Genomic DNA, 20,847 nt, shown 5'->3' on the forward strand with positions numbered 1-20,847 from the left:
GATACCATGAAACATAAAGACCCGCAAGACAGCATCTTCTATGTCCATATAAAAAGACCAGCCCTTCGCTTGAGCTGGTCTGCCGCATGTATAAATTGGGCGCTGAATGCACAGTTTAACCTCATAAATGACACGCAGGAAAGGAGCATTTGTATGGGTTTAAACCGTCAACATCAGCTTCAATTAATTAAAGATATTTTAACCGATCACCAGCTGGATTGCTGCGGGACTGTTGCAGAATATGAACAGGTGGGACGCGTGATTCAATTAATGCTGGCAAAAGAAGATCTGGATGCTGACATTCGTCAGCTGTTAACAGATATTTATGATTACAGCCAAAAGGGCACCTCTGTCAGTTCAATTGATGCACATATTGAGGAGCATCAATCACATCTGTCTGAGTGGGTCGAGAACATTCCACTGTCTTAATGGATGTTTAACCGTTTTAAGAGTGCATTTAGCTCCGCTTGCACTTCTTTTTGCGCTTTTTCATTCCCTTTTCGTTTATGCCAAACGACAAACGATACGGTTTCAGCGAGCACGTACCACGCCATGCGCTTTCGCAAATTGTCCGTCAGCGGGGCGCCGTACATAGAGAGCCAGCTTTCCCAGTTCTCTTCCTCAACATAATGGTATAAAAGCGGTCCAAGATCAATCGCTGGGTCTGCAATCATCGCCCCATCCCAATCGATCAAATAGAGCTGGTTTTCATCTGTCAGCAGCCAATTATTATGATTGAGATCGCAATGACAGACGACCTTGTCCTCAAAATGGACAGCCTCCACATGCTTCTCTAAATACTGGATGGCACGCGAAATGTCTTGTGAATCAAGTTGCTCGTTTAATATGGACTGTTTCAGATGCATCAGAATGGATTCTGGGTCTAGAGAGTGCTTCTCTAATCGTTTCAGCATATCGAGCAATTCTTTTGATGTATGAATTTTTCTTAGCTGCTCTGCTACAGGACGATCATTCATGTCCTTTGGCTTCAGCTCTCTGCCGCTCAGCCAGTGCTGTGCAGTAATCACATCTCCATTTTCCATCCGTTTTGTCCAGACAAGCTTCGGCACAATGCCTTCAGCTGACAAAACCGCAAGAAACGGTGACGTATTGCGTTTTAAAAATAGCTTTTGGTCATTGTGTGTTGCGAAGTACGCATCTCCCGTAGCGCCTCCAGCCGGAGAGATGTGCCATTCGCTACCTAATATTTGTCCCAACCAGTTCATATCAATTTTCAACCCATCATTTCTTAAAATATTTTAAATCTTGCTTTTTTAGTCGACAAAATTCAGCCGATTGAGGATCAATTGGCTGTTTCTTTTTTTATTTATATGATCATAAAAACAAAAAGGACAGCTATTGAGAATGAGATGCTAAACAATAGCCGTCCTATAGATTTTATCGTTACCTTCTTATACTCGTCAAGCAAAACTAAAAAATCAGGACAAGAACCTTACGAAAAAGAAGGCTTTTTTCACGGTTCTTTGCCTGCGGATATACCGCAAGTTATTTAAGCACGTAATTTTAAGGATCGTTCACTGGCCTTTACAAAGACAGGCGTTGCGCCGATCACTTCTCCATCTGCGTGAAATAAGATTTTTTCATCTGCTTCTAAGTACGCTTCCTCATGCTGAAACAGGGTAACCCCCTTCATCCCAAGGTGCTTTCGAAACACCATTGCACTTAGAAACAAGAGGACTTTGAATGGATTCAAATCTGTGACAACCATCGTTTGAAAACCTGGCTGCCTTGCACTCACTTCCGGCGCTGCTTCCAGCCCTCCCCCATAATACGGGTGATTACATACGATCACAAACCACACTTGGCGAAAGACTTTCTTCTCATTTTCAATAAATAGCGCAAGATCAAAGGGCTTAAACGACCATAAAGAATGGAGAAATGACAGAGGATAGATGATAAAGCCAAGCCCCAGCCGTTTCAGCCACTTTTTCCCTCTAAAATGCACCGTTTTCCTCAGTACATGTGCGTCAAACCCCACACCGATATGATTGAGAAAGAGAACAGATTGCGGACTTTCGGCATGATCTTGAAAGGAGCCGAGAGAAAATGTTTTGGTGAGCATTCTCTTTTGCTTTCTCACTTCTTTTAGGACATCATGACGATGGATACCGAGACCCTTCGCAGCATCATTCCAATGACCAGCAGGGACAAAACTAAGCTGCACATGATCGACTTCCTTTAAGCCATTCAGTACTTCATGAATGGTGCCGTCACCGCCAATAACAATCAAGCGCTTCAGCCTGTCATCCTGCATGGCACTGATTTGTCTTGCCAAAACTTCGGCATGGCCTTCATGCTGGGTGAGAAATGATCGATAAGAGACCTCCACCTTTTGTAATTCTTTCTCTATGCTCCTCCATGTGCGGAGTCCTTTTCCATGTCCTGCTTCTGGATTAACGATAAAGTACCATTCATTCATATATTAGCTCCACTCAGGTCTCATTTTTCGTGACCTTCCATCATGCCTTTAATCGAGCCATTCCTGTCTTCTTTTGCTGTCTGATTCACCATAAGCAAGCAATGCCTTTGTCGCCTTAAATTGCTGATGCTTTGTCGGCGCCGTATTTTTCCGCTGCTTTTCAAACCACTCTTCTGCCTTCTTCTTATCGATAACCTCCATCCCATATGGAACTTCAGGTAAATCAATATAAGAGGTTCGGCTGATGAGGATTTTTTTCACAGGAAGGTCTACACCACTCTGCTGTAAGATCTTTGACACGACGGTGCCAGAGCGCAAAAGGCTTGCACAAGGATTCAAGACGGACTGAACAGCTTTCCCAGTCGCCCGTTTTTCCCAAAAACGTTCCTTCGTTCCAATATAGACGCTGTCTGGCTCGGCCTCTAAGAAGGATAAACAGATCACTTCGAGCGGCGTGATGAGTATCGGACATAATTCCATCTCAGCTTTTTGAATGAGCAGCACCGGCTTGTACATCACAAAATAAGAATCCGGAAGCTGCCTTGCAAGCATCCGCAGCTTTTCATCATACCGAATATGATGGGAAACGGTTGAAATATGTGAAATCGTCGAACTCGCCCATTTTAATTGCACTTCAAAGAGATGATCCTTAAAAAAGTGAATCAGCTTCGTTTCATCGGTAGGAACGTTTCTGAAAACCCCTTGCTCTATATCTGTCGGCTCGTTAAAAAGACTCAGGTCCCGTTCCTTTTTCATATCGGCTTCTTTTTGCTTTCTCTTTAAGGAGAATTTCTTTCTCTTTTCTTCCTCTTGTTCTGGCGCTTGTTGAGGAATTTGATCTAACGGTTGCTGCACCTCCTCTTTTGAAGCCTTTTTTAACTCGTCCCATCTTTGTTTTTTCAACCGATTGAATTGATTGATATAGTGATGCGGGTCTTGTTCATATCGTGATATATAATCTTGAATTTTGATAATTTGCGCCATCTGCTGCTCACTCCAACTTCTAGAATCATTTATGTAGTGTAAATTGTCTGATTGCGTGATAACGAAGGGTTTCCTTCGGACGTATTTCAAATAAAGTGATACGAGAAACCTCCATCACATATGGCTCTTTGCGTAAAGGTGCTTGCTTTTTATAAGGGTCATCCGCATTCCATTTGCGCGCAATCGTCATATGCGGATGAAATGGTCTCTTTTCAACAGGGTGTCCTGCTGACAAGACGGCTTCTTTCACCTTTTCTCTTAAATGCATGAGCGGCTCACTTTCCTGAGGCTTTGCAAAAAAGACTCTTGGGCGTTCCTTCGCACCAAACTGCCCTACCTCATTCAGCTCTAGTGGAAATGCAGACGCTTCATTTGAAAGGATGTCAAGCAGGTGGATGATCTTTTTTAAACGCTCTTCTGGAATGGCGCCTAAAAAGATAAGGGTCACATGATAATCATGTGGTACTGTCCATTTTTGAAAGAACAGTCCGCTCCTTTGATCAATGTCTTGTTTGATTTGATGCGCAAGTTGTTCAGGGATGTGAATCCCTATAAAATAATGACGGTTTTCTGACACAATATCACCTGTCCTTTTTTAACAAACTTTACGAATCCCCATTGATGATAGTATAACTAAAGAAATGCGGAATGAGAAGAAAGGGTGTCATCTGATGAAAGTTGCACAAAATATAGCTGAGCTGATTGGCGATACACCGCTTGTCAAATTACAGCGGCTCCAGCCAGAAAATGCGGCGGCTGTTTACTTAAAGCTGGAATCATTTAATCCTAGCGGAAGTGTAAAAGACCGCGCGGCTTACAATATGATCATTGAAGCAGAAAAACAAGGGAAACTCACAAAAGAAGCAACCATTATTGAGCCTACGAGCGGGAATACAGGGATTGGTTTAGCCATGAATGCCGCCGCAAGAGGCTACAAAGCCATCCTTGTCATGCCTGATACGATGACAAAGGAAAGAATCAATATTTTGAAGGCATACGGGGCGCAGGTCGTCTTAACCCCAGGAGAAGAAAAAATGCCAGGCTGCATCCGCAAGGCTGAGGAACTGGCTGCTCAAATTCCTCATAGCTTTATTCCCATGCAGTTTGACAATAGAGCGAACCCAGATGCACATAGAGGCACAACAGCAGTCGAAATTATGGAAGCTGTGAAACAACTTGGACAGCCCCTTGGAGCCTTTGTCGCAACAGCTGGAACTGGCGGTACTATTACAGGAACTGGAGAGGAATTAAAAAAGGCATTCCCTCATTTAACCATCCGTGTGGCAGAGCCTAAGGGTTCCCCTGTCTTATCTGGCGGGAAGCCTGGGAAGCATAAACTTGTTGGCACAAGCCCAGGATTTATCCCCCATATTTTAAACGAGCACATCTATGATGACATCGTGCAAGTAAGTGACGAAGATGCTTATCACATCACACGGCAGCTCGCTAAGCTTGAAGGAATTTTAGTAGGCCCATCCTCTGGGGCGGCTTGCTATGCAGCCATTGAAACAGCCAAGCAATTGCCGGCAGATCAAATTGTGATCTGTATGACAGCAGATACGGGCGAACGATACTTATCAAGTGATGTTTTTCAAGATTAAAAAAGGAACAGGGCGATGAATCCCTGTTCCTTTTTCTTCATTTCACAGTTAAGATATTTTGACTGATTTCACCTCAGCCTGTTCCCCTCTGATAAGTAAAGCCTGTTCATCAGTAAGCGGACATAAATCGAGCGTCTGCTGATACTTCTCTGTGATTTGCTGCGCAGCCTCGCCTAAATAGGCATTATGCAAATGCGGTACTGGATAGCAGCTTATTTCATTGACACCTTGAAATGATGAAAGCTCCGGCGCCTTCTTTTGTTCATCCATCAGGGAGATATATTCAATGCTTGGCGCCATGATGATACTCCCCGCAGATTCTCCGATGTACAGCTTGCCGTTGTTGATTTCTTCTTTCAACACGTCATCGAGACGATGCTTTCTTAACTCCTGCAATAAATAAAAAGTGTTGCCTCCTGAAACGTAGATCACATCATTTTGTTTGATCATCTGTGCGATCTCTCCAGCGGACTGTTCATCTATCTGCACAGTCTCAATCTGCATCCCTAATTGCTGAAAGGCTTCCTTCGCTGCCTCTACATAGTGCGTGACTTCTTCTACAGCACTTGCCGTTGGAAAGAAAGTCACGCGCTTTCCTTTTAAAGATTCACCCGCAAAGTCAGATAAGAGAGAATAGCTGTCTTTGAATGAAGAGCATAAGAACATTTTTTTCACTGTGAATCCCCTCTTCTCTTTTCCAATTTCTATTTTGCTAATTCATACATGGCTTGTGCATAAAGAGCTGTTGCTCTCAGTAAGTCATCAATTTCAATATATTCATCCTTTTGATGGGCGCAGTCTGGTCTGCCAGGAAATAGAGGTCCGAAGGCAACGCCTGCTTCTAAAGATCTCGCATACGTTCCTCCCCCAATGGCAATAAGGTTTGCAGGATCTCCCGTTTGTTCCTCATATACCCGCTGCAAGGTTTTCACAAGCGGATGATCTTTTGAGACGTGATGCGGAGGACTGTCTTCGAATTTTAGAAGAGCCGCCCCTTTGATGCTTTCAATTCCTTTTTTGACGTCCTTGCCGTCTGCTGTCACTGGATAGCGGACATTTAACCCTAGCTTTGCTTCCTCATTCTGTTTATAGCGGATTGTCCCAACATTCAACGTCAAATCTCCACTAATCTCATCTTTGCAAGCAATTCCCAGCTTTTGTCCTCTTGTATCCTGATCAAATAAAGCGTTGATTTGGGAAGTAAAGGAAAGTCCCTGCTCATCTAATTCGTGTCCGCATAAGAAATTCGCCATATGAATGCCCGCATTTATCCCATGCGCCGGCTCCATGGCATGAACAGATACCCCTTTTAATGTAAAATGCAGTCCATCCGCTGCACTTTTTACCTCACCAGATAATTGATGATCAGCAAGATAGGCTTCGAAAGCTGTTTTTATTAATTCAGCATCGTGTGCCTGTGCAGCAGTCACAATAGCAGCTGCCTCATCTGGCACCATATTGAGCCTCATACCCGATGTAAATTGCTTCAGCGTATAGAGCTGATGATTCGCTGTTTGTTGATATGTAAATGACAGGGTGGCATCAATAATCCCTTTTTCCGCATGAATAATCGGAAAATCGGCGTCTGGTGCAAATCCGATTTGCGGCATCGCCTCATGCTTGAAATAATGGTCCACACAGCGCCAATCGCTTTCTTCATCTGTTCCAATGATCATTCTAATTTTTTTCGACAGCTGCAAACCAGTATCTTTTAAGATCTTCAGCGCATAAAATGCCGCCATGGTTGGGCCTTTGTCATCAATAGCCCCGCGTGCAAAGATTTTATTTTCTCTGATGTCAGCTGAAAATGGCGGGGTTGTCCAGCCGTCGCCAGCAGGCACCACGTCCACATGACAGAGCACACCTACAATGTCTTCGCCTTCTCCATATTCAATATGACCTGCATAGCCGTCGACATTCTTGACTGTGAAGCCTTCGTCTTCCCCTTTTTTCAGCATATACTGCAGGGCATCATCGACTTTTTCACCAAATGGCTTTCCTTCTTTGCCGCCTTCTTCATCAAGGACACTTTCAATTTGTAAAAAAGATTGTGTGTCCTGAATTAAGTCGTCTTTTTTTCGTATTACTTCAGCTTCCCAATTCATTTTTCCATTCCTCCTTGAAAAAAGGTTGCAATCCACCCTTAAAACGAATATTATATTAATTGTTTTGTAATAATGTTCGTAAATGGAGGATTTTATGTTTCAGTTAAAAGAAAATCAAACCAACATAAAGAAAGAAATAATCGCTGGTATGACGACATTCTTTACTATGGTCTATATTGTTGCCGTCAACCCAGGAATTCTTTCAAAAGCAGGTATTCCTTTTGACCAAGTCTTTACTGCAACAATCATCGCTGCTGTTGTCGGTACGCTCTGGATGGCACTATTTGCAAATTATCCGATTGCCATTGCACCAGGCATGGGGCTGAATGTCTATTTCACCTTTACCGTTGTCGGCGGTGGCGACATCAGCTATCAAACAGCGTTTAGTGCGGTATTTGTTGCTGGTATACTCTTTATTATTTTATCGTTAACATCCCTTAGAAAACAACTGATTCAAGCCATTCCAGATAATTTAAAGTACGGTATTACAGCAGGAATCGGGCTTTTCATTGCATTTATCGGCCTTCGTCAGTCTGGGATCATCGCTGCTGATCCAGAAAACCTTGTGAAGCTTGGCAATTTAAGCTCGCCTGTTGTCATTTTAACGCTTGTCGGCTTAATGATTTCGGTTATTTTAATGGTGCTTCAAATAAATGGTGCACTGTTTATCGGCATGTTAGCGACCACATTGATTGCGCTCGCAACCGGCCAGCTTCATTTCCCTAAAACACTGATGGACATCCCTGCACTGCCTGAAGGCATGCTGATTACAAATCCAATCGCTGCCTTTGGTGACGTGTTCTCTCATCATTTGTATGCTGTCGTCTTCTCCTTCTTACTGGTGACGATTTTTGATACAACAGGCACGATGATCGGCGTTGCAGAACAAGCGGGACTAGTGAAAAATGGCCAGCTGCCAAAAGTGCGCAGAGCCCTGCTCGCTGACTCTGCTGCAACAACGGTTGGTTCTATGTTTGGTACAAGCCCAACCACTGCTTATATTGAATCATCATCAGGAGTAGCTGCTGGCGGAAGAACTGGGCTGACGTCTTTAACGGTCGCTGCACTGTTTATTGTGGCATTATTTTTCGGCCCGCTCGTTCAAGCTATTTCTTCTTTACCATCGATCACATCACCTGTTTTAATCATTGTTGGCTGCTTGATGATGAACTCGGTGTCACGCATTCGCTGGAACGAACTAGACGAGGCATTCCCTGCTTTCCTTGTTATTCTTTCGATGCCGCTGACTTCTAGTATCTCTACAGGAATTTCACTTGGATTTATTTCATATCCGCTTGTGAAATTGGCAAAAGGGAAATGGAGAGAAGTACATGTGCTTGTTCTCATCTTTGCGGTCTTATTTTTCATTCAGCTCTTTTTCTTAGAAGGATAACAGAAACAAAAAAGGCACATCCTCATATGGAATGTGCCTTTTTGCCTTCACTGAATTTTTTATTTTGTAAATTTTCTGTGATTATTTTGCGGAATTTAAAAATGTCAGCTTCAATCGCATCCCTTATCATTATTGGGTTGTAACCGGATTCAAATCATGATATATACCATATTTTATTTCATGAAGACAAGTTTAAAAACACGTAAAGTTGACTTTTTGGTGGAACTAGATGCATAATAACGTGTATAATAGAATAAAACATTAAGAAACACGAACATTTACCATTGTTGCTTGTCCTTATTTCGCAGTTTTAGTGTAGTAAGTTGTGGTTAGTCAAGTCCATCCGATCTTATTGATAGGGAGTGGTTTTTTGAAACCTTCAACAAACCGTATGATGACTCGAATCAAATCAGTCTATATGTTCATTCAAGAGAAAGGTCTTGTGACGACACAAGAGCTGGTTGATGAATTCGGGATCACACCTAGAACCATTCAAAGAGACTTAAACGTGCTTGCCTATAACGATCTTGTTCATAGTCCAAGCAGAGGCAAATGGGAAACAACGAGAAAAAAAGTAAAAATATCATCTTAAGCGTATAATGAATTGTCCATATAACAAAAAGAACCGGCGATATGCCGGTTCTTTTCTTTTGTTCTTACGTTATTCACGATTCATTAAGCTGTCTAATTCTTCATCCGTCAATTCACGGTACTCTCCGGGTGCTAGATCTTCATCTAAAGAGACTGCCCCCATCGAGAGCCTTTTTAAAAAGATCACTTCATTTCCCACCGCTTGCGCCATCAGCTTCACTTGATGGTACTTCCCTTCAGTAATCGTCAAACGGATGCGTGTATCTTCCTCTTCATTTGCATCTACTTCCACCTTCGCCGGCTTCGTGTGATAATCATCTAAAATGACAACGCCCTCTTCAAGACACTTAATGTCTTGATCTCCTAAAGGATTTTTCAAATGAACCTCATACGTTTTTGGCACATGCTTTTTTGGGGAAAGTAATTGATGAGCAAGCTGTCCATCATTTGTGAGGAGAAGGAGACCGACCGTATCCTTATCCAGTCTCCCCACAGGGAATGGCTCCCTTGCGATATCCTCCGGCTCAAGTAAATCAACAACCGTTTCATCCCGCAGATCTTCAGTTGCCGAGATCACCCCGTCTGGCTTGTTCATCATTAAGTAAATGAATTCTTTATATTCTACACGCTCTCCGTGTACGAGTACTTCATCATTTGATGGATCAACATGATCTTTCACCTGCTTTGCCACTTCTCCATTCACTGTGACCGCCCGGGCTTTGACAAGCTTTTTCACATCTTTTCTTGAACCAAAGCCGCTGTTAGCAAGTAATTTATCAAGCCTCATGAATATCTACCTCTTCTTAACTCTTTTTTCTTAAAAATTTCGGCATACGGCTGCCCAGTACACGCTCTAGTAATCCCACCTTATAAGACAAGTACATATACACACCGCCACCAGTGATCATGGAAATCAAAATGACGATACCCGCTTGTAAAATTCCGTCTTCATAAGAAATTACTTGGTTCACAAGCTGACTTGTCAAATATGCCACGACAGCCATGATCGCCGTTAAAATACCAATGAGAATAAAACGTTTGAAAATTCTGCGGAACGAATAGCCGGCATGGCGTTTAATCATGATAAACATATACAAGATGGACGCACTGTAGCCTAATGCTGTTGCCAATACAGAACCATTTCCTTGCAGCCAGCTGATTAGCGGGATGTTCAGAACCGTTTTAATAATGATCCCTAACAAAAGACTGACGATCGCAAATTTTTGTTTGTTGATCCCTTGCAGAATCGCTGCATTAATGGTGAATAAAGAAAACAATAATGCAACAGGTGCATACCAGAACAAAATGGAAATCCCAATCTCAGGATGAACAGACGGATAGAAAAACCAATAAGCCGGTCCAGCCAATGCCGAGATACCAAATGATGCAGGCAGCACGAAAAATAGAACGCCTTGCATCGTTTGATCAATTTGTCGATTTAATAATTTATAATTTCGTGATGTAAAAGATTCTGTGATAGTTGGAATTAATGTTAAACCAAATGCGGTCGCTAATGATACTGGAATCATTACAAGCTTAGGTAAATATAAAGTAACTATAGAAAGTACTGCAGTACTTATATCTTTAAAACCAGCATTAATCATTGCTTTATTAATAGTATTAGTATCAATGTAAGAGTATAGAGGAATAGCTAGTCCAACAAAAACATATGGAGCAGCATAACTAAATAACTCAACAAATATTTTTTTATATCCAAGACCTAAATTTGGTCCAGAATTAGGCTGCATCGCAAGTAATTTATCTTTCCGCTTGATCCAATATACATATAACGTGAATAAACCTCCAAAAGAACCAATCAGAGCAGCAAAAGTAGCATATCCTACTGCGATGACAAGCCCCCCGTTAAGCACCTTTAAAATGACATAAGTTGCCGTCAACAAGAAGATAATTCGGACTATCTGTTCAACAACTTGAGAAACTGCTGTTGGTCCCATCATTTGATGCCCTTGGAAAAACCCACGTATAAGACCCATAATCGGGACAACTAAGAGAGCCAAACTCACCATTCTAATTACATATGTCACTTGGTCAACCGTTAGTCCACCAGTTTCGGTTGATCCGCCGAGCTGTATCTCAGCAAAAATCGGGGCTGATAAATATAAAATACTAAAAGCAATGATACCTGAAACAAGCATGACAGACATGCCGGCTCTAAACATTTTTCTTGTTGTCTCAAAGTCACCAATCGCATTATATTTTGAAACAAATTTAGACACTGCTGCTGGAAAACCCAGAGTAGCAATGCTAATGAAAATCGTAAACTGATTGTATCCATATTGGAATAGCGCACCACCAGTAGCTCCAACCATTGCGCTAAATGGAATTAAATAAATCATACCAAGAATACGAGAGAGATACGTCCCTATCGTTAAAACCAACGTACCACGAAGCAGTTTATTAGACATGCGCTTAACCACCATTTTTCTAATGAATATTCAACTTAACTATTTTACCACATCAATTCAATACACAGGTAACAAATCCAATACGGAAGTCACAAAACCAATCAATTCATATTTCAGCCTTCCCTAATCTTCGTTATAATAGAAAAATGACTGAAAGTAGAAAGAGGAATGTAACATGAAACATTATGATGTCATTGTCATTGGCGGCGGACCTTCTGGGCTGATGGCCGCGATTGCATCAGCAGAGCACGGTGCGACTGTTCTGTTAATTGACAAAGGAAACAAACTTGGCAGAAAGCTGGCCATTTCTGGCGGCGGACGCTGTAACGTCACCAATCGCCTTCCAGTAGAAGAAATCATCAAACATATTCCCGGAAACGGCCGTTTTCTATATAGTGCATTTTCTGAGTTCAACAACGAGGATATTATTTCGTTTTTTGAAAACCTTGGCATTGAACTAAAAGAAGAAGACCATGGACGTATGTTCCCTGTCTCAAACAAAGCACAATCTGTTGTGGATGCCCTTCTAGACAGGCTCCGAGCCCTCAATGTCACCATTCGAACGAACGAAAAAATTAAAACAGTTCTGTATCAAGACGGACAAGCAGCTGGAATTGTTACAAATAATGATGAAAAAATTTCAAGTAAGTCTGTCGTCATTGCTGTCGGCGGAAAAAGTGTGCCGCATACCGGCTCTACTGGTGACGGCTATGCATGGGCAGAAGCAGCCGGTCATACCATTACAGAGCTCTTCCCAACAGAGGTACCGGTCACATCCGATGAACGATTTATTAAAGAAAAAGTGCTTCAAGGTCTTTCTTTAAGAAGTGTGGCTGTCAGTGTTTTAAATAAAAAAGGAAAACCCGTCGTCACACATGTCATGGATATGATTTTTACTCACTTTGGTTTATCAGGTCCAGCTGTTCTTAGATGCAGCGGATTTGTTGTGAAGGAATTGAAAAAACAGCCGACAGTCCGCCTGCAAATAGACTTATATCCGAAGCTGAATGACGAGGAGCTGTTCCAGAAGCTTCATCGTGACCTTAAAGATGAACCGAAGAAAGCCATTAAAAATGTCCTCAAGTCTTGGATGCAAGAACGCTATTTATTGTTTCTGTTAGAACGGAACGGGATTGATCCACAAGACACATTCTCTGGTCTAGCCAAGGATAAACTGCGTGCATTTGCCCATGATTGTAAACATTTTATTGTGCATGCAAATGGTACGCTATCCTTGGACAAAGCGTTTGTGACAGGAGGCGGCGTTTCTGTGAAGGAAATTGAACCGAAGAAAATGGCGTCTAAAAAAATGCCCGGTCTTTATTTCTGTGGAGAAATTTTAGACATCCATGGCTACACAGGCGGCTACAATATCACATCAGCACTTGTGACAGGCAGGCTTGCCGGCATGAATGCTGCACTAGAAGCAAAGGAGAGAGATCAATGATCAGACGTGCATTACCGATTGTTCTTGCGGTCGTTATCAGTTTGACAGCCGCTGTTTTCTTGAAGCTGTCCATTACCCCGTTAAAAGTCGCCATTGTTTTGGCGTTTACCATTTTCGCCGTATGTTTAAAAGAATATGTCTACCGTCTTCGCAAACGGATTGAGGAAAAATCGTCTTCCCATATCGATAGTTGATAAATGGAAGCAAAACATGTTACGGTAAAGTAGAGGTCGAGTGAGAAGCTCGCCTCTTTTTGTTTGAAATAAGTTGAGTTAGGGGATATTAAGCGAAGTCCTCTGCTTAAACGTGTAGAACAACAGGAGAGTGAGATGGTGTGAAAAACGTATCAAGTGTATTTTGGATTGTGATTGCGATCACATTTGTTGCCGTGATGTGGGGAGCGTTTTCTCCAGACACATTGCAAAATGTCACAGATCAAATTCAAACATACATTACAAATGACTTTGGCTGGTATTACTTGTTAGTGGTATCACTGCTTGTCGGCTTTTGTCTATTCTTTATCTTTAGCCCAATCGGTAAGATTACGCTAGGAAAACCGGGGGAAGAGCCTGAATTTGGTTTATTTTCTTGGTTTGCTATGCTATTTAGTGCCGGTATGGGAATTGGTCTTGTTTTTTACGGAGCAGCTGAACCGATCAGCCACTATGCTATTCAGTCACCAACAGGGGAGACTGAAACTGCGCAGGCCTTCCGCGATTCCCTTCGCTATACATTTTTCCACTGGGGGCTTCATGCATGGGCTATTTATGCCATTGTTGCACTTTGCATTGCTTACTTTAAATTTAGAAAAGATGCACCTGGTTTAATCAGTGCAACACTGCAGCCTGTTTTAGGAAATAAAATTCACGGATGGATCGGTAAAACCATCGATTGTATTGCGGTATTTGCAACTGTGGTTGGTGTTGCAACAAGCCTAGGATTAGGTGCGGCACAAATAAATGGTGGATTGAATTATCTTTTTCATATTCCAATTGCCTTTAGCACACAATTGATCATTATTATCATTGTGACGGTGCTTTTCCTTGCATCTGCTTTAAGCGGGATTGGAAAAGGCATTAAATACTTAAGTAATATCAATATGGTATTAGCAGCTGTTCTGATGTTTTTCTTACTTTTGGTAGGTCCAACTGTTTTTATCTTAAATTCATTTACTGACTCGATTGGACAATACTTATCCAATATCGTTCAAATGAGCTTCCGTCTATCTCCAAATGATCCTGAAAAGAGAGAATGGATTAATGGATGGACGATCTTTTATTGGGCATGGTGGATCTCTTGGGCTCCATTTGTCGGGATCTTTATCGCTAGAGTGTCACGCGGGCGAACAATTCGCGAATTTTTATTGGGTGTCTTAGTCGCTCCTTCCATCCTAGTCTTCCTATGGTTCTCGATTTTCGGTGTATCTGCAATGGACTTACAGCAAAAGAATATTGTCGATGTTGCAGGTCTTTCAACTGAAACGATGCTCTTCGGTGTACTGAATGAATATCCGCTGGCGATGATTACATCGATACTGGCACTCATTTTAATCGCCGTATTCTTTATTACATCGGCTGATTCAGCTACATTTGTGCTTGGAATGCAGACAACCTACGGATCATTGAACCCTTCTGGCAGTGTCAAAGTCAGCTGGGGCATTATCCAATCGGCTGTTGCTGCTGTGCTTTTATTTTCAGGGGGACTTGAAGCCCTGCAAAATACAGCCAAGCTCGCAGCCTTGCCTTTCTCCGTTGTCATTATATTGATGATTGTCTCGCTGTATAAATCACTAAATGATGAACGAAGAATCATCAAACAAACCAATCAAGTCAATAAACCAAGAAGTCCAAGAGTAAAAAAAGCATAATCGCAAGCGAGAAAAAGCCGTTCCTTATCCGAACGGCTTTTTTCTATATATACAATTTAAGATTGTCGCGAGCTTGAGGATTCCTTTAAAATAGTGATGAATCATCACTTTCTACATAATGGAGGTTTATATGACGTTACCTACGTTCAAGTACAACCCAGATCCAGTTTCGTTAAACGTGATCAAAAAAGAGCATACGACATGTCCTGTTTGTGAGAAAGAAAGAGATTATGTGTACCATGGCCCTTTTTATACTGTTGAAGATGTAGAGGGAATTTGTCCTTGGTGCATTAAAGATGGATCAGCGGCGAAAAAATACAATGGAACCTTTCAAGACGATGCAAGCTGTGATGACGTCGATCAAGAGGAATATATCGATGAGCTGATCTTCAGAACGCCAGGCTATCGCGGATGGCAGCAGGAATATTGGTTAAGTCATTGCGGAGATTTTTGCGCAATCGTCCAGTATGTCGGCTGGAAAGAGATTGAACATCTAGAGGAAGAACTCGCCGAGGATATCGAAGACATTTGCAGCGGCGAAGGATTAACGAAAGAGAACCTAAAGCAATGGCTCGTCAACGGAGGAGACTTACAAGGCTATCTTTTTCAATGTGTTCACTGCAACAAGCACCGGTTATATATTGACGCCAGCTAATCAAAGAAATAGGACCCTTCAAGCAGGTCCTTTTTTGATGCCGTCTATTTTTTATATAAAATGAGTGCAGAAAAACAGTAGAGCTGTTCCCCTCCCTGCTCACAGATCACCGCTACATTGTACTTGATGTCAATGATTTGGTCGTCATCCATTCCTTTTAAAAAATGATTAATTTCGCTCTGCAAATCTTTCTCATGCTCTTCATCAAATACAGCTACCTTTAGCACCTATGCCACTCTCCCTTCTCTCGCTACTCTATCTTTATGCACATAGAGAGAGGCATATGAACAAAAAAACCTTTCATCGTTAAGATGAAAGGCCTTCTAATTACAGCTTCGGTTTTGTTTCTCCTGTCCAAGCAAGCATCCCGCCAACGACATTTGTTGCTTGGTAGCCTTGATCTTCTAGGTAATAGCAGACATTTTCACTACGTTTACCAGAGCGGCAAATAATATAATATTCCTGCGTTTGATCGAATGCATCCAGCTTCTCAGGGATATCGCCCATTCGAATGTGGATCGCTTCCGGGATCATCCCTTCTGCTACCTCTTCATCCTCACGTACATCGACAAGCTGAATGGCATCTTCCTGCTCCAGCTTTTGTTTTAATTCTTCTATTGAAATTTCTTTCACTGACACGACTCTCATCTCTCCTTTTCATTACGGTGACACCATTATAGCAAATGATTCACTTCACTGCGTATTCACCCGCTTCGATTGAAGGAAAGACGGCAGCCGCTTTTTCACTTCTGCTGTCTCGTGCTTAATTTCAAACTCTACCTTTTTAAAGACTTGATAGGCCAGCCACATATGACCGTAGGCGAGTATGCTCACACTAAAAAACGGCACGATTCCCGGTAAATAAGCAAACAGAACAAACAGCACAGCCGAGAAAACAAGCATAGAGAGTGTATATTGCAAGTATGAGATACCAAGCAGAAGAGAGAATTTCAGATAGAGACGTTTTTTCCAATCGTAATGAGCAAGCAGCGGAAAAATATAAAATAAGCTCACAATAAACAGAAAACCGAAAATATATATAGCAAAGCGAAGCACATGTAAAAGCCAGCTCGTCGGATAAATATAAGCAAGGTCGACATAAATAATCGTTCCAATGATGAATAGCACCACTCCAATGATGTTAGAGCGTACAAACTCCTCCCTGAATACCTTCCAAAAAGTGCGGAATACATTGACTTGCTCATGACCTTGAATCCACTTTCTCATCACGGAAAATAACGCAGTGGTCGCGGGCATCAAGCCAAAAACGCCAAGCCCTAGAATGGTGAACAAAAGCCATAACAAATTCGTATAGGCGAGTCTCATCACCCACTCACACATCCTCAGCATTCTGCTCATTGAACCATCATGATCCATCTCTTTCCCCTCCTCTCTTTCTCTTTACACCGTCTCTTTATGAAACAATTCATCGATTTCAATTGGGCGATTTTCTGTAACAGAGCGCCACATGCCTTCCCCAAGAGCAATCGAATAAGCTCCAGCCTCTGCTCCTGCTAAGATGTCATAGTGAATCAAGGGATCTTTTCCTATAAATAAATCAGCCAATAGCAGAGGATCTCCGCCGCCATGTCCACCTGGCTGCTTCACGACTTCAATCGTCTCCTTTGATCCAAACATCGGGTAATAAGAAATTGTTTGTTCTGGGAATTGAAAAGGAATTCTTGATGGCACATGAAACTCATTTGTTTCAATACGCCCCTTCGTCCCATTAATGGCCAGACGGTAGCCTTCATATGGGGCTGAGAATTGAATCGAATAGCTGAGCAGAGCCCCTTGATCATAAGCGACTGACGCCACATATGTATCCTCAATATCAATTTCCTGATCAAAAATGCACGCATCCGGGCGATAGTTTGAGTACTGCTGCGTTTGCTCCTGACCGGATTCAATATGGTCGTCCTCCACCTTCGAGCGCTCAACCCGCGGATTCCACCTTGCTTCATAGTGACATATATCCTTCACATGACATGTTCCGCAAAATCTATTTTCCTCCCCTTGCAAGGGATTCCAAGGGCTTTCACTGCCGTAATAGTTCAGCGCCCCGTAGGCAAATACTTGCTTCGGCTTTTGATCAATCCACCAGTTGACCAGATCAAAATGATGTGTCGACTTATGAATGGACAGTCCGCCAGAAAATTGACGTGTACGGTTCCACCTTTTGAAATAACTAGCACCATGATACGTATCAATAAGCCAGCTCAGTTCAACAGAAGTGACCCTTCCAATTTTCCCGTCTAGAATCAGTTCTTTTACCTTTCGATGGAAAGGATTGTAGCGATAATTAAAGGTGACCGTGACCTTCCCTTTACTTTCCGCTTCTTTTTCCATCACTTTTTTGGCGTCTTTTGCTGTTGTCACCATCGGCTTTTCGGTGATGACATCTAGATCATGGTCAAGTGCCTGCATGATATATGTGACATGTGTGTCATCCCTGCCTGCCACAATGACGATATCTGGTTTTGTTTCTTTGACCATCTGATCAAATGCATCTTCATGAAAAAACGAAACGCCCCGGAGTGACGGAAAACGCTCCTGACAAAGTATATACCGCTGATGATCTATATCGAGGAGGCCTGTAATCCGATAATGCTCATTGAAATCCTCTGTGAGCGGTTGAATAAACATATTGAACGCACGATGGCTCAGCCCGCAAATCACGACCCGTTTCACATTCCCCACCCCATTTTCTATTGGTTTTCACGAAGCTGCTTCATAAGAGACAGTGCCTCTTCCGACTTATCAGCATACACGGGAATGAAGGCGACCATACCTCGGTGTAATTGAAAGGTATAGCCGTTGAGTTTTTTCTTTCCTTTATTAATTTGAACTGCATAATCGACCGTTTTCCCTGTCTTTTTGTCCTCGACCGTATATGGTCCTGCTGCTTGATCGCCTATTTTCATCTCTTCCAGCAGCTGAAAGCTTTCAGGATCATCATACGTTCTAAACATTTCTTCTGGAACAAGCATCACGTCCCCCTCTTTTGAGGTAATTTCAACAAGAAGCTTTTCAGGAATCGCCGGAAAGATGTGGACGCTATAAGTCTCTTGTTCCGGTTGAAAAGCCTTCTCCACTAATTGATCTTTCATTCCCTTTGACATATCAGAAAAAATCAGGACATCGATCCCGTTTGTTTTCCCCTGACAGGCAGATAAACAAATGGCAGCGATGAAACTGATGAGCCATACGACGGCTCTTTTTTGCCTCCTCATGCCTTTTGAAAAACAGACAGCTTTTCTAGCTCAGTTAACGCCATAATAAAAGCGCCTGCCCCGTGCAAGTCATTTGTGCTCCGCTCTCTTCCAACGTAGTAATCATAAAATCCCGCAGATGTTCCGATACAAATATCATTGATGGTAAAATCACCATTTTCTTTCTCAGCCGTCTTATGCTGAATCAAGCCTTGATATGCTCTGACCACATGATCAACATAACGGAGGCTCACATACCCTTCATTCATGGCCTTTGCCATGGCGTACATGAATAAACACGACCCTGAGCTTTCAAGCCAATTGTCACTGTGATTTCCTTTATCAATGATTTGATGCCAGAGACCTGTCTTTTGATCCTGGTACTTTGCCACACTTTCCAGCATGTCTGTCAGCGTTTCCTTCCACACCTTCCGCCTCTCATGATGCTCGGGCAGATCCTCGATCATATCTGCTAATGCAAGGACATACCAGCCAAACGATCTTGCCCAAAACTCTGGGGAACAGCCGGTCTTTTGATCAGCCCATGGCATCGTTTTTCGTTCATCCCACGCGTGATAATACAGACCTGTTTGTTCATCTTTCGTATGCTTTCTCATGAGATGCTCTTGATGGATGACCATCTCCACTAGTGACTCTTCACCTTTAAGCTGAGCATACTTTAAGGCAAAAGGACCGCCCATGTAGAGACCATCGAGCCACATTTGATAAGCATAATTGTCTTTATGCCAAAATCCGCCCTCAGACGTGCGGTTTAGCGTACGATAAAGTCCGCGCAGCTTCTCGGCCGCCAGCACATACCGCTTCTCTCTCGTTCGTTCGTAAAGAGGGAATAAAATGAGTCCTGCTTGAATGGCATCAAGCTCATCCCTGCGAAATAATAAATTTCCGAACTCATCAATGAGTGAGTCCGCATAGTTTTTCACATAATCGAAATACGCCTCGTTCCCTGTTGCCTCATATAGTTTCATGACGCCGCAAAGGAAAACCCCTTGATGATAATGCCATCTTCCAGCTGGCGGCAGCTCAATTGGTGTATACGCTTTCATAAGGGTTTGTGCTAATTTCTCTGCATGCTCAAGCGGTGATCCCTTTTCAATCGATAAAGTCATTCTTCCTCATCTCCTTTTTTAATAAATACCTTCTTCCCCGAATTTCTTCGCTAAACGGTTTGCCAGCATGACCAAAATAAGTCCAACGGCTGCTTTAAATAAACCAACAGCAGTACTATAGCTGAATTGTCCTTGCTTAAGACCTGCTGTATAAACGTACGTATCAAAAATCTCTGCTACTTCCCGGTTCGTTGCGTTCAGTAATAGATAGACATGCTCAAAGCCAAGCTCAAGCGTATCACCGATTTTTAAAATAAGCAGAACCACAATAACACTTTTAATGGCAGGAAGTGTGATGTGCCACATTTGTCTCAGTCTCCCGGCCCCATCCATTTTTGCTGCTTCATATAGCTGCGGATCTACCGCTGTAATCGCCGCAAGGTAAATGATTGTTGACCATCCTGCTTCCCGCCAGATTACCTGTAAAATGTACATCGGTCTAAACCATTCCTGACTAAGAAGGAAGTTAATCTTTTCTCCTCCAAAGAAAGCAATCAATTCATTCATTAACCCGCCATCTACTGTTAACAAAACAAAAGATAAGGACACGACAATCACCCATGACATGAAGTGAGGGATATAAATCATCGTCTGTACAAATTTCTTAAACAATGCCAATCTCACTTCATTTAAAAGAAGGGCTAATAAGATCGGAATTGGAAAGAAAATCACGACATTCATGGCAAATAAAATCAGTGTATTTTTTAATAAGATGAAAAATGTTGGTTCTGTAAACAATCGAATAAAGTGTTTGAATCCAACCCACTCACTGCCAAGAATGCCGAGAAACGGCTGGTAATCTTGAAAGGCAATGATGAGCCCCCACATTGGCACATATTTAAAAACAATAAAATAAATGAGCCCCGGCAAAATCATTAAATACAAAAACTTTTGACTAAGCAATTGATTAAGTAAGCGCTTTCTTTTTTCGCTTTTCAAAGCTGCCGCAGGCACACCCTTGGCAGTGACATCCTCTGTTTTCATTGATAAAGCCTC

Annotated in this window: 23 protein-coding genes; 8 read left to right on the forward strand and 15 right to left on the reverse strand. The window is 42.3% G+C overall.

Annotated elements, in window-relative coordinates; all coding sequences use genetic code 11:
- Window positions 1–153 precede the first annotated feature (153 nt).
- Window positions 154–429 carry a YtzH-like family protein gene (locus NSQ76_RS14460; RefSeq protein ID WP_024424867.1) on the forward strand — a complete coding sequence of 92 codons (276 nt, stop codon included), beginning with the start codon at window positions 154–156 and terminating at the stop codon, window positions 427–429.
- On the opposite strand, the gene NSQ76_RS14465 is transcribed toward NSQ76_RS14460, so the two are convergent.
- From NSQ76_RS14465 to thpR, 4 genes are all read right to left on the reverse strand, one after another.
- Window positions 426–1,226, reverse strand: a complete 801-nt coding sequence (locus NSQ76_RS14465) for a phosphotransferase family protein (protein ID WP_341054495.1) — start codon at window positions 1,224–1,226, stop codon at window positions 426–428. The genes NSQ76_RS14460 and NSQ76_RS14465 overlap by 4 nt on opposite strands.
- Window positions 1,227–1,510: 284 nt before the next feature.
- Window positions 1,511–2,440, reverse strand: a complete 930-nt coding sequence (locus NSQ76_RS14470; RefSeq protein WP_024426188.1) for a YegS/Rv2252/BmrU family lipid kinase — start codon at window positions 2,438–2,440, stop codon at window positions 1,511–1,513.
- A 48-nt stretch (window positions 2,441–2,488) separates the two neighbouring features.
- A complete protein-coding gene (locus NSQ76_RS14475) occupies window positions 2,489–3,424 on the reverse strand; it encodes a hypothetical protein (protein WP_341054498.1) in 936 nt (311 codons plus the stop codon).
- Window positions 3,425–3,449: 25 nt separating this feature from the next.
- A complete protein-coding gene (thpR, locus tag NSQ76_RS14480; RefSeq protein ID WP_341054501.1) occupies window positions 3,450–4,001 on the reverse strand; it encodes an RNA 2',3'-cyclic phosphodiesterase in 552 nt (183 codons plus the stop codon).
- 94 nt (window positions 4,002–4,095) lie between these two features.
- On the opposite strand from thpR, the gene cysK reads away from it, so the two are divergent.
- On the forward strand, window positions 4,096–5,025 hold the full coding sequence (cysK, locus tag NSQ76_RS14485) for a cysteine synthase A (protein WP_445661669.1): 930 nt from the start codon (window positions 4,096–4,098) through the stop codon (window positions 5,023–5,025).
- 48 nt (window positions 5,026–5,073) lie between these two features.
- Here cysK and NSQ76_RS14490 read toward each other — a convergent pair whose 3' ends face one another.
- Together NSQ76_RS14490 and pepV are read right to left on the reverse strand one after the other, a co-directional pair.
- Window positions 5,074–5,700 carry a Type 1 glutamine amidotransferase-like domain-containing protein gene (locus NSQ76_RS14490; RefSeq protein WP_341054504.1) on the reverse strand — a complete coding sequence of 209 codons (627 nt, stop codon included), beginning with the start codon at window positions 5,698–5,700 and terminating at the stop codon, window positions 5,074–5,076.
- A 29-nt stretch (window positions 5,701–5,729) separates the two neighbouring features.
- Window positions 5,730–7,130: a dipeptidase PepV gene (gene pepV, locus NSQ76_RS14495; protein ID WP_341054506.1), complete on the reverse strand. Its 1,401-nt coding sequence runs from the start codon at window positions 7,128–7,130 to the stop codon at window positions 5,730–5,732.
- A gap of 94 nt (window positions 7,131–7,224) precedes the next feature.
- On the opposite strand from pepV, the gene NSQ76_RS14500 reads away from it, so the two are divergent.
- Together NSQ76_RS14500 and NSQ76_RS14505 are read left to right on the forward strand one after the other, a co-directional pair.
- Window positions 7,225–8,523 carry an NCS2 family permease gene (locus NSQ76_RS14500; protein ID WP_341054509.1) on the forward strand — a complete coding sequence of 433 codons (1,299 nt, stop codon included), beginning with the start codon at window positions 7,225–7,227 and terminating at the stop codon, window positions 8,521–8,523.
- 370 nt (window positions 8,524–8,893) lie between these two features.
- Window positions 8,894–9,115: a DeoR family transcriptional regulator gene (locus tag NSQ76_RS14505; RefSeq protein ID WP_008356419.1), complete on the forward strand. Its 222-nt coding sequence runs from the start codon at window positions 8,894–8,896 to the stop codon at window positions 9,113–9,115.
- A 69-nt stretch (window positions 9,116–9,184) separates the two neighbouring features.
- Here NSQ76_RS14505 and NSQ76_RS14510 read toward each other — a convergent pair whose 3' ends face one another.
- Together NSQ76_RS14510 and NSQ76_RS14515 are read right to left on the reverse strand one after the other, a co-directional pair.
- Window positions 9,185–9,901, reverse strand: coding sequence for a pseudouridine synthase (locus NSQ76_RS14510; protein WP_280149321.1), 717 nt, complete (start codon window positions 9,899–9,901; stop codon window positions 9,185–9,187).
- 16 nt (window positions 9,902–9,917) lie between these two features.
- The gene (locus NSQ76_RS14515; RefSeq protein ID WP_251231941.1) at window positions 9,918–11,540 is read right to left on the reverse strand and encodes a putative polysaccharide biosynthesis protein; all 1,623 of its coding nucleotides are present in this window, start codon (window positions 11,538–11,540) and stop codon (window positions 9,918–9,920) included.
- A 175-nt stretch (window positions 11,541–11,715) separates the two neighbouring features.
- On the opposite strand from NSQ76_RS14515, the gene NSQ76_RS14520 reads away from it, so the two are divergent.
- The 4 genes from NSQ76_RS14520 to NSQ76_RS14535 all read left to right on the forward strand — a co-directional run bounded on the left by NSQ76_RS14520 (window position 11,716) and on the right by NSQ76_RS14535 (window position 15,509).
- Window positions 11,716–12,987 carry a BaiN/RdsA family NAD(P)/FAD-dependent oxidoreductase gene (locus NSQ76_RS14520; protein ID WP_024426195.1) on the forward strand — a complete coding sequence of 424 codons (1,272 nt, stop codon included), beginning with the start codon at window positions 11,716–11,718 and terminating at the stop codon, window positions 12,985–12,987.
- Window positions 12,984–13,181 (forward strand): hypothetical protein, encoded by a 198-nt coding sequence (locus tag NSQ76_RS14525; RefSeq protein ID WP_024424878.1) that lies wholly within the window; start codon window positions 12,984–12,986, stop codon window positions 13,179–13,181. The genes NSQ76_RS14520 and NSQ76_RS14525 overlap by 4 nt, the downstream gene beginning before the upstream one ends.
- A gap of 140 nt (window positions 13,182–13,321) precedes the next feature.
- Complete coding sequence (gene opuD, locus NSQ76_RS14530; protein WP_024426196.1) at window positions 13,322–14,854, forward strand: glycine betaine transporter OpuD; 1,533 nt, start codon at window positions 13,322–13,324, stop codon at window positions 14,852–14,854.
- Window positions 14,855–14,984: 130 nt separating this feature from the next.
- On the forward strand, window positions 14,985–15,509 hold the full coding sequence (locus NSQ76_RS14535) for a CbrC family protein (protein WP_024426197.1): 525 nt from the start codon (window positions 14,985–14,987) through the stop codon (window positions 15,507–15,509).
- Window positions 15,510–15,553: 44 nt separating this feature from the next.
- Here NSQ76_RS14535 and NSQ76_RS14540 read toward each other — a convergent pair whose 3' ends face one another.
- The 7 genes from NSQ76_RS14540 to NSQ76_RS14570 form a co-directional block, all read right to left on the reverse strand.
- Complete coding sequence (locus tag NSQ76_RS14540) at window positions 15,554–15,736, reverse strand: sporulation protein Cse60 (protein WP_024424881.1); 183 nt, start codon at window positions 15,734–15,736, stop codon at window positions 15,554–15,556.
- Window positions 15,737–15,836: 100 nt separating this feature from the next.
- A complete protein-coding gene (locus tag NSQ76_RS14545; protein ID WP_024424882.1) occupies window positions 15,837–16,148 on the reverse strand; it encodes a rhodanese-like domain-containing protein in 312 nt (103 codons plus the stop codon).
- Between the two features lie 54 nt (window positions 16,149–16,202).
- The gene (locus NSQ76_RS14550) at window positions 16,203–16,886 is read right to left on the reverse strand and encodes a YesL family protein (RefSeq protein ID WP_034624278.1); all 684 of its coding nucleotides are present in this window, start codon (window positions 16,884–16,886) and stop codon (window positions 16,203–16,205) included.
- A 24-nt stretch (window positions 16,887–16,910) separates the two neighbouring features.
- Entirely contained in the window at window positions 16,911–18,200 is a 1,290-nt protein-coding gene (locus NSQ76_RS14555; protein WP_341054518.1) for a Gfo/Idh/MocA family protein, read from the reverse strand.
- Window positions 18,201–18,217: 17 nt separating this feature from the next.
- The gene (locus NSQ76_RS14560; protein ID WP_125587178.1) at window positions 18,218–18,742 is read right to left on the reverse strand and encodes a lipoprotein YteS; all 525 of its coding nucleotides are present in this window, start codon (window positions 18,740–18,742) and stop codon (window positions 18,218–18,220) included.
- Complete coding sequence (locus NSQ76_RS14565; protein WP_125587179.1) at window positions 18,739–19,851, reverse strand: glycoside hydrolase family 88/105 protein; 1,113 nt, start codon at window positions 19,849–19,851, stop codon at window positions 18,739–18,741. Before NSQ76_RS14565 ends, NSQ76_RS14560 begins: the two co-directional genes overlap by 4 nt.
- Window positions 19,852–19,869: 18 nt before the next feature.
- Window positions 19,870–20,835 (reverse strand): ABC transporter permease, encoded by a 966-nt coding sequence (locus tag NSQ76_RS14570; RefSeq protein WP_024424886.1) that lies wholly within the window; start codon window positions 20,833–20,835, stop codon window positions 19,870–19,872.
- Window positions 20,836–20,847 lie beyond the last annotated feature (12 nt).

The organism is Bacillus sp. FSL M8-0256 (assembly GCF_038005765.1).
In the GTDB taxonomy this organism is placed as follows: Bacteria; Bacillota; Bacilli; order Bacillales; family Bacillaceae; genus Bacillus; species Bacillus safensis.